Source organism: Massilia eburnea, assembly GCF_009720745.1.
In the GTDB taxonomy this organism is placed as follows: domain Bacteria; phylum Pseudomonadota; class Gammaproteobacteria; order Burkholderiales; family Burkholderiaceae_D; genus Rugamonas; species Rugamonas eburnea.
Genome location: NZ_WNKX01000069.1, coordinates 1 through 677, shown reverse-complemented (window position 1 = coordinate 677; position 677 = coordinate 1). Strand labels below are relative to the sequence as shown.

1 protein-coding gene is annotated in these 677 nt (G+C 66.2%); it reads left to right on the top strand.

Annotated features, from left to right (window positions below; all coding sequences use genetic code 11):
• Positions 1 to 677, top strand: a 677-nt coding sequence (locus GM658_RS28595) for a DUF4382 domain-containing protein (RefSeq protein WP_155457508.1), incomplete at both ends; no start/stop codon positions are given.

Genomic DNA, 677 nt, shown 5'->3' with positions numbered 1-677 from the left:
GTGACCGTTTCCAAGGTCCGCATCAATTCCAGCGCTTCCGCCAGCGATACCGATGGCGGCTGGACCGATATCACCCTGTCGCCGGCGCGCAAGATCAACCTGCTCAACCTGAACAACGGCGCCCTGGACGCGCTGGGCACCGCCTCCCTGGGCGCCGGCCACTACAGCCAGCTGCGCCTGGTGCTCGACAGCAGCGCCAACGCCAATACCGTCGTCAAGACCGGCACCACGGCCGAGATCGCAGTCGATACGCCAAGCGCGATCCAGAGCGGCATCAAGCTGGTCAATGAATTCGACGTGGCCGCCGGCCAGCGCGTGGACCTGGTGCTGGACTTCGACGCCTGCAAATCCATCGTCAGCAAGGGCAATGGCGGCTACAGCCTGAAGCCGGTGGTGAAGGTCGTACCGACCGTCCTGAACGGCATCAGCGGCTTTGTCGCCACGACCGCGCTGTCGCACGGCGTATCCGTGTCGGCGCAGCAGAACGGCGTGATCATCGCCTCCACCGCGCCGAATGCCACCACTGGCGAATTCGACCTGACTCGCCTGCCGGCCGGCAATTACGACGTGGTCATCACGGCCGACGGCTATGCAGCCAACGTGGTGGGCGCCGTGCCGGTGGCCGCCACCGGCATGACGTCGCTCAGCACCTCCGCCGCGCCAATCGCACCGGTGGT